6 protein-coding genes are annotated in these 6,895 nt (G+C 72.2%); 1 reads left to right on the top strand and 5 read right to left on the bottom strand.

The window, feature by feature from the left end:
* On the bottom strand, window positions 1-739 hold a 739-nt coding region (locus tag I73_RS08365; protein WP_022980195.1), incomplete at its 3' end, for a hypothetical protein.
* A 359-nt stretch (window positions 740-1,098) separates the two neighbouring features.
* Between I73_RS08365 and I73_RS30825 the strand changes: the two genes are divergently transcribed.
* Window positions 1,099-3,759 (top strand): EAL domain-containing protein, encoded by a 2,661-nt coding sequence (locus I73_RS30825; protein WP_022980194.1) that lies wholly within the window; start codon window positions 1,099-1,101, stop codon window positions 3,757-3,759.
* Window positions 3,760-3,763: 4 nt separating this feature from the next.
* Here the strand turns inward: I73_RS30825 and I73_RS08355 are convergent, their stop codons facing one another.
* The 4 genes from I73_RS08355 to I73_RS08340 all read right to left on the bottom strand — a co-directional run.
* Window positions 3,764-4,051 (bottom strand): MSMEG_0570 family nitrogen starvation response protein, encoded by a 288-nt coding sequence (locus I73_RS08355; RefSeq protein WP_022980193.1) that lies wholly within the window; start codon window positions 4,049-4,051, stop codon window positions 3,764-3,766.
* A 9-nt stretch (window positions 4,052-4,060) separates the two neighbouring features.
* Window positions 4,061-5,290: an MSMEG_0565 family glycosyltransferase gene (locus I73_RS26835; RefSeq protein WP_022980192.1), complete on the bottom strand. Its 1,230-nt coding sequence runs from the start codon at window positions 5,288-5,290 to the stop codon at window positions 4,061-4,063.
* Complete coding sequence (locus I73_RS08345) at window positions 5,287-6,390, bottom strand: sll0787 family AIR synthase-like protein (RefSeq protein WP_022980191.1); 1,104 nt, start codon at window positions 6,388-6,390, stop codon at window positions 5,287-5,289. The genes I73_RS26835 and I73_RS08345 overlap by 4 nt, the downstream gene beginning before the upstream one ends.
* The coding region (locus I73_RS08340; RefSeq protein ID WP_022980190.1) for an MSMEG_0567/Sll0786 family nitrogen starvation N-acetyltransferase at window positions 6,387-6,895 on the bottom strand (509 nt) is incomplete at its 5' end. The genes I73_RS08340 and I73_RS08345, both read right to left, overlap by 4 nt.

Here is a 6,895-nt window from a genome sequence, read left to right as displayed (position 1 = left end):
TCAGCCGTGGCTGTCCCAGGCGGTTGATCACGGCCAGGGTGCCTGGCTGCCCGGCCGCCAGCGAGTGGCGGATCTCGGCACTCTGCACCGTGCTGCCGGCCCAATGCTCGGCGTCGGGGTAGCGGGCGACGAACACGCCCTGGTCGTCCAGCAGGGACACATTCAGGTCGTTCTGCTGGGTGACGGCCAGGGTGCGTCCCAGCCAGTTCAGGTTCAGGCCCAGGTAATAGACCGCCAGCACCTCGCCCGTGCGGCTTCGCAGGGCCTTGGCGAAGGTGATCGTGGGCCGCCCCAGCGTGCGGCTGATGGTCATGTCGCCGATCACCATCTCCTGGCTGGCCAGCGCGCCGCGAAACCAGCTGCGGTCCGCGAAGTTGATGGCCCGCGAGGACGCGACGGCCGCGCAGGCCTTGTCGCCGTTGGGCAGGGCCAGGCCGATCTGGTCGTAGTCGGGTTCGAGCTTGAGCAGGTGGGCCAGCAGCGCCTGGCAGCTGGCCAGTGGGGCGGTGGGGGCCAGCGTGGGGTTGGCCATCAGGCTGTTCAGCAGGACGTCGGCCCGGCCCACCAGCGTGTCGCCGCGGGTGGCGATCAGCCGCGCCTGCACCGTCAGGTCGGTCTCGGCCGACTGCAGACGCTGGCGCTGGTCCAGCCAGAGATGCCAGCCCAACAAGGCGCCCGCCAACAGGAACACGCCCAACAGCAGCAGAAAGATCCGGGTTCGCAGACGAAGTCGGTGCATGGATGGAAGCGCTCGCGGGGGTCGGACGTCAAACACCAAAGAATGTGCGATTCGTCCTGCCGTGGCAAGGGACTGCTGCACAGGGTGCACTGTCCTTTCGCGAAATCATGCAAGGTGTTTCCCTCGGGGTGGGGACGCTGTCTTGCCCCATGTCAATACGAGACCGTGGATCGACCTTTCCGGCCCGGGTTGCCCCGATCGGGGCTATCCCGCCCCGGTCCACGCGGCGCCGCACCGGGCGCTTCCCGGGGTCTGCGAGCCCGTGAAAACACGGGTCTGCGCGCAGCAGATCGGTCCATGGGGGCGGTCCGGGGCCACTTAAGATCCTCGCCACATTCCATCGGACCGGCGAAGCCCCCATGAGCGCCAAGCGCATCGTTCTCTACTTCCTGGCGTTCGGCGTCCTCTGGATCCTGGGGTCGGACCACCTGCTGGCCCTGCTCACCACCGACGTGGCCACCCTGTCGGCGCTGCAGTCGGCCAAGGGCCTGGCCTTCGTCGCGCTCAGCGCGCTGCTGATCTTCGTCCTGGGGCGCCTGGCGGAGCAGCGCCACCAGCGCCTGCAGGACGAGAGCCATCGCCAGCGTGAGCGGCTGGCCCGCATCCTGGAAGTCACCCCGGCGGTGATCTACACGTTCAAGCCCCATCCCATGAACCCGGCGCAGTGGCAGCTGGACTTCGTGAGCCGGAACGTCGAGGACATGACCGGTCACCCGGCCAGTGCCTGGCTGAGCAACCCCGACTTCTGGCGGCAGAACCTGCACCCCGAGGATCTGTCGCGGGTGATGACGGCCCAGCACCAACTGGCCGAGCGGGACACCCTGCAGCACGAATACCGTTTCCGGCATGCCGACGGCAGCTACCGCTGGGTGGACGACCGGCTGCGGATCCTGCGGGATGCGGCCGGCCGACCGGTGCTGCTCACCGGCGCCTGGCTGGACGTCACCGACCGCAAGTGCGTCGAGCTGGCCATGCAGGCCTCGGAGGGCCGCTACCACGAGCTGTTCGAGGCCAATCCGCTGCCGATGTGGGTCTACGACCTCGAGACCCTGCGCTTCATGGCCGTCAACGCGGCAGCCATCGCCCGGTACGGCTATGCCCGCGAAGAGTTCCTGGCCATGACCATCGAGGACATCCGGCCGCCCGAAGACGTGGAGCGCCTGCGCCACACCGTCAGCGGCCACCGTCGGATCGGGGGCTATGGCAGCTCGGGCGAGTGGCAGCACATCCGCAAGGACGGCTCGCGCTTCTGGGTCGAGGTCACCGGCCACACGCTGTTGCGCGACGGCCGACCGGCGCGCCTGGTGCTGGCGCAGGACATCACCGACCGGCGCCGGGCGGAGGAGCGTTCCCGCCTGATCAGCCAGGTGTTCGAGGCCACCGAGGAAGGCATCTTCATCACCGATGCCCAGAACCGCTTTGTCTCGATCAACCGGGCCTTCTCACGCGTCACCGGCTACAGCCCCCAGGAGGTGCTGGGCCAGACGCCGGCCCTGCTGAAGTCCGGGCGCCAGAACCGCGCCTTCTATGCCGATCTCTGGAAGCAGCTCAACACCGAGGGGCGCTGGGAGGGCGAGATCTGGAACCGCAACAAGGCGGGCAACATCTACCCGGAATGGCTGGCCATCAACGCCATCAAGGACGCGCAGGGGCAGCTGCAGCAGTACCTGGGCATCTTCACCGAGACCTCCAGCCGCAAGTCGGCGGAGGAGCGCATCCTGCGCCTGGCCAACCACGACAGCCTGACCGACCTGCCCAACCGGGCCCTGCTGGCGGACCGCGCCCGGGTGGTGCTGGCCACGGCCCGGCACCAGCGCATGCCGGCGCTGGTGATGCACCTGAACCTGGACCATTTCAGCGCCATCAACGAATCGCTGGGCCACGAGGCCGGCGACCAGGTGCTGCGCGAACTGGCCCTGCGTCTGAGCCAGTGCCTGGCGCCCGAGGACACCCTGTGCCGCCTGGGCGGGGATGACTTCATCCTGCTGCTGCCCGGCAACGGGGTGGGGGACGTGGCCCAGATCAGCGTCCGGCTGATGGACGCGGTGGCCCGGCCTTTTGCCGTGGGCGGGCAGGACCTGCGTCTGAGCGCCAGTATCGGCGCGGCCGAGTTCCCCGAGAACGGCGCCGACCTGACCGAGCTGAGCCGGGCGGCCGAGTCGGCCGTGCACCAGGCCAAGCGCGAGGGGCGCAACACCGTGCGGGTGGCCTCGCGGCGCCTGCAGGAGCAGGTGCAGGAGACGCTGGCCCTGGCGCGGGACCTGCGCTGGGCGGTGGAGCGCCGGGAGCTGGTGCTGCACTACCAGGCGCAGATGGACGCGCACAGCGAGCGGGTGGTGGGGCTGGAGGCGCTGGTGCGCTGGCAGCATCCGCAGCGCGGCCTGGTGCCGCCCGGCCGCTTCATCCCCATCGCCGAGGAGACCGGCCTGATCCTGGAGATCGGGCGCTGGGTGCTGGACGAGGCTCTGCGTCAGACGGCCGCCTGGCAGGCCGCTGGCGTGCCGGTGGTGCCCGTGGCCATCAACCTGTCCGTCGGCCAGTTCCGCGACCCTCTTCTGCAGGAGGAGGTGGCCGCGGCCCTGCGCCGCCATGGCCTGCCGGCCCGCCGGCTGGAGCTGGAGCTGACCGAGAGCGTCGCGATGGAGGATTCCGACTTCACCGTCTCCCGCATCGCCTCGCTCAAGCAGCTGGGGGTGATGCTGTCCATCGACGACTTCGGCACCGGCTACTCCTCGCTGAGCTACCTCAAGCGCTTCACGGTGGACAAGCTCAAGATCGACCAGTCCTTCGTGCGCGGCCTGGCGCAAAGCCCGCAGGACGAGGCCATTGTCACCACCATCATCAACCTGGCCCGCAGCCTGGGCCTGCACACCATTGCCGAAGGGGTGGAAACGGCCGAGCAGCTGGACTTCCTGCGCCGCCACGGCTGCGACGAGATCCAGGGCTACCACTTCCACCGTCCGGCGCCGGCCGAGGCGGTGGCCGAGTTGCTGCGCGCCGCGGCCGCGCCTTCATCCTGAGCGCTCAGTCCGCCGGCCCGAAGGCCAGCACCGTCACCTCGGCCTGCGGGGCGAACTGCGCCAGGCGCGCCAGCAGCGTGGCCTGCTGGTCGTTGGCCCGGGAGCAGACGAAGCCGAACTTGGCCTGCACCCGCTCGTTGGCGATGGCGGTGGCCGCCTGCAGGCGCTGGGCGAAGTCGTCCAGCCGGTAGGCCCGGCCGGGCTCGAAGTAGTCCTGGATGATGAGCGAGGGCGAGTAGGCGGTGGTTTCGCTGGCATCGGGCCAGCGCAGGGTGTAGTGCATGGCAGGCATGTGAGGGCCTCAGGGAAGGTGGGTGGACAGGGAAGTTTCTGGATCGCGGGGGGACGGGCGGCCGGCCAGCACTTGGGCGTGGATCGTCTGGTGAGCCAGTGCGCTGCGGCGCCAGGCCAGGCGCTGGCAGACCGGCGGCGCGACGCTCAGGCGTGGCGCATGCCAGGCGTTGGCCAGGCCCTGGCTCAGGCTGGCCAGGTCTTCGGGCTCGCACCAGGACACGCCGGGGCTGTCGGCCAGGTGCTCGGTGAAGGGCGCGCGCCGCGACACCAGCACCGGCGTGCCGCAGGCCAGGGCCTCCAGTGCCACCAGGCCGAAGCCCTCGTTCAGCGAGGGCATGGCCAGCAGCCGGGCCCGGCGCATCAGCGCGGGCAGCAGCGCGTCGGGCAGCGGGCCGGTGCGCCAGACGGGCTGCTGCGGGCCTTCGGTCAGCCCGGCCTCGTCCAGGGCGGCCTGCCAGCGGGCCTGCTCGGCGCTGTGTGAGAGCAGGCTGGCGCCGCCGGCCAGCACCAGACAGGCACCGTGGAAGCGGGGGTGTTGGCGCAGTCGGGCGAAGGCCTGCAGCAGCCGGGTGCTGTTCTTGCGCGCCTCCACCCCGCCCACGGCCAGGATGAAGGGGGCTTCGTCCACCCAGCGCCCCTCGGGCAGGTGCTGGCGCAGCAGCGCCACGTCACCGGCCACCGGTCCGGGGCAGAAGCGGTCCAGGGCCACGCCGTTGAAGACGCGGTGCACCGGCGGGCCTTCCGGCCCGGCCAGGGCGCGCAGCTGCCGGGCCCACAGATCGCTGACACAGCACACGGCGCTGGCGGCGCGCCAGGCGCCGTCCTGCCAGGCGGCCAGGCGCGGGTCGCTGAAGTCGTCCAGATGGTGCACCGTGCGCAGCCAGGGCTGCGCCGGGGCCAGACGGGCCAGGGCCTGGCCGTTCAGGCTGTCCTGCGCGTGCAGCAGGGCGTAGCCGCCCCGCTGCAGGGCGGCGGGCAGGGCCTGCACCAGTGCGTCGATGCGCTGGCCCACCTGCTCGGCCAGGCCGCTGCCACGGGGCGCGGGCACGGCCAGGGGCACCCAGCCCACGCCGGGTGGCAGTGGGCGGAACAGCGCCTGCCCGGGCTCCACCGGGGCCAGCACGTCCACCGCCGTGCCGGCGGCCGCCAGCGCACCGGCCAGCTCCAGCGTGTGCACCACGCCGCCGCGCGGCAGCACCGAGTGCATCAGCAGGGCGATGCGCGGGGATGCGCTCATGGCGCGCCTTCCGCCCCCGCGGCGCGGGGCTGCGGCTGCAGAAAGCCTTCGCTGGCGAAGTCCCACAGGCGGGCGTGCTCGGCCTGGGCGCCTTCGCCCAGGGTGACGTCCACCGCCGTGCCGGCGCACACCTGGCCGATGTCGGCGCAGGCCAGCGCGCGGGCCTGGAAGCGGGCGATGACCTCGGCCGCCTGTTCGGGCGCCACCGCCAGCACGAAGCCATGGCTGGGAAAGGCGCTCAGCCAGCGCAGCTGGGCGGCCTGGGCCTCGGGGCCGGTGGCGGCCCAGCCCGGCCAGCCGGCTTCGGCGGGCGGGTGGGGCAGGGCGTCGAGCTGCAGCTGCGCGCCCTGGCCGGAGCATTCCAGCAGCATCAGCAGCGTGCCCAGCACGCCGGCCATGCTGATGTCCTTGCCGGCCTGGCACAGCCCGGCCTCGGCCAGCTCGGCCAGCAGGGCCAGGTCGGCCTGCAGCCGCGCGGGCGGGGCCTCGGTGCTGGCGTTCCAGAAGGGCTGGTCCCCCATCCAGTGGCCGCGCAGGTCCACCGCCATCAGCAGGCGATCGCCCGGCCGGGCCGCGAAGCTGGAGATCAGGCGCTGCGCCCGCCCCAGCACCGCCACCGCCAGCTGGGCGCTGGGCGCGCGCAGGTTGCTGTGGCCGCCCAGCAGCGGCACGCCGTAGCGCTGGCAGGCCGCGCGCATGCCGTCGAGCAGGGCCTCGGCGGTGGCCGGCTCGGCGCTCCACAGCGCGTCCACCACCGCCAGCGGGCGCCCGCCCATGGCGGCCACGTCGCTGAGGTTGACCAGCACCGCGCTGTAGCCGGCGAACCAGGGCTGCTGCTGCACGAAGTCGGGCATCAGGCCCTCGATGGCCAGCAGCAGGTGGCTGCCGTCGGCCTGGGGCAGGGCAGCGCAGTCGTCGCCGTTGGGCACACTCGTCGACACGCCCGTCGGCCCGCTGCCGGTCCAGGCCGGGGCCAGGCTCTCGGGCAGCCGGGCCAGCACCTGGGCGATGTCGCGCTTGTGGACGAAGCCGCGGCCCTGGCGCAGGGCCTGCAGCAGGGGCGCCAGCCCGGTGGGATTCGGGTCGCTGAGGTCGTTCACGGGCGGCTCCGCTGCGCCAGCACCAGGCCGGCCCAGGGCGTGTGGCAGGGTGGGTAGTGGGCCAGGTCGGCCTGCATCAGCCGGTGCGGGAGACCGTGGATCTGCACCTCGTCCAGGGTCTGCCAGTGCAGGCGGCGGAACAGGGCCTCGTTCTGCGGCTGCACATGGGCCAGAAAGCGGGTGCAGCCCAGGGCATGGGCACTGCCCACGGCCAGGCGGATCAGCCCGCTGCCGAGCTGGCCATGGCGGCGCCAGGCCGCGGCCACCGCCAGGCGCGAGCCCCACCACAGCCCCTCGCCCTCGGGGTGGATGCGCACCGTGCCCACCACCTCGTCGGGCAGGCCGGCCAGGTCGGCGCAGGCCACCAGCAGCCGGGTGCCGGACCGGGCGTCGATGGCGTCCAGGTCGTCGCCCTGGAACACGCCCTGCTCGGTGCAGAAGACCTCGCGGCGCAGGCGCAGGGCCTGCGCCTGCATCCAGGGGTTGCTGGCCCACGGACGCGACC

The sequence above is a fragment of the Ideonella sp. B508-1 genome, from assembly GCF_000333615.1.
Lineage (GTDB): Bacteria > Pseudomonadota > Gammaproteobacteria > Burkholderiales > Burkholderiaceae_C > Ideonella.
This window is presented reverse-complemented; position numbering and strand designations above follow the sequence as displayed.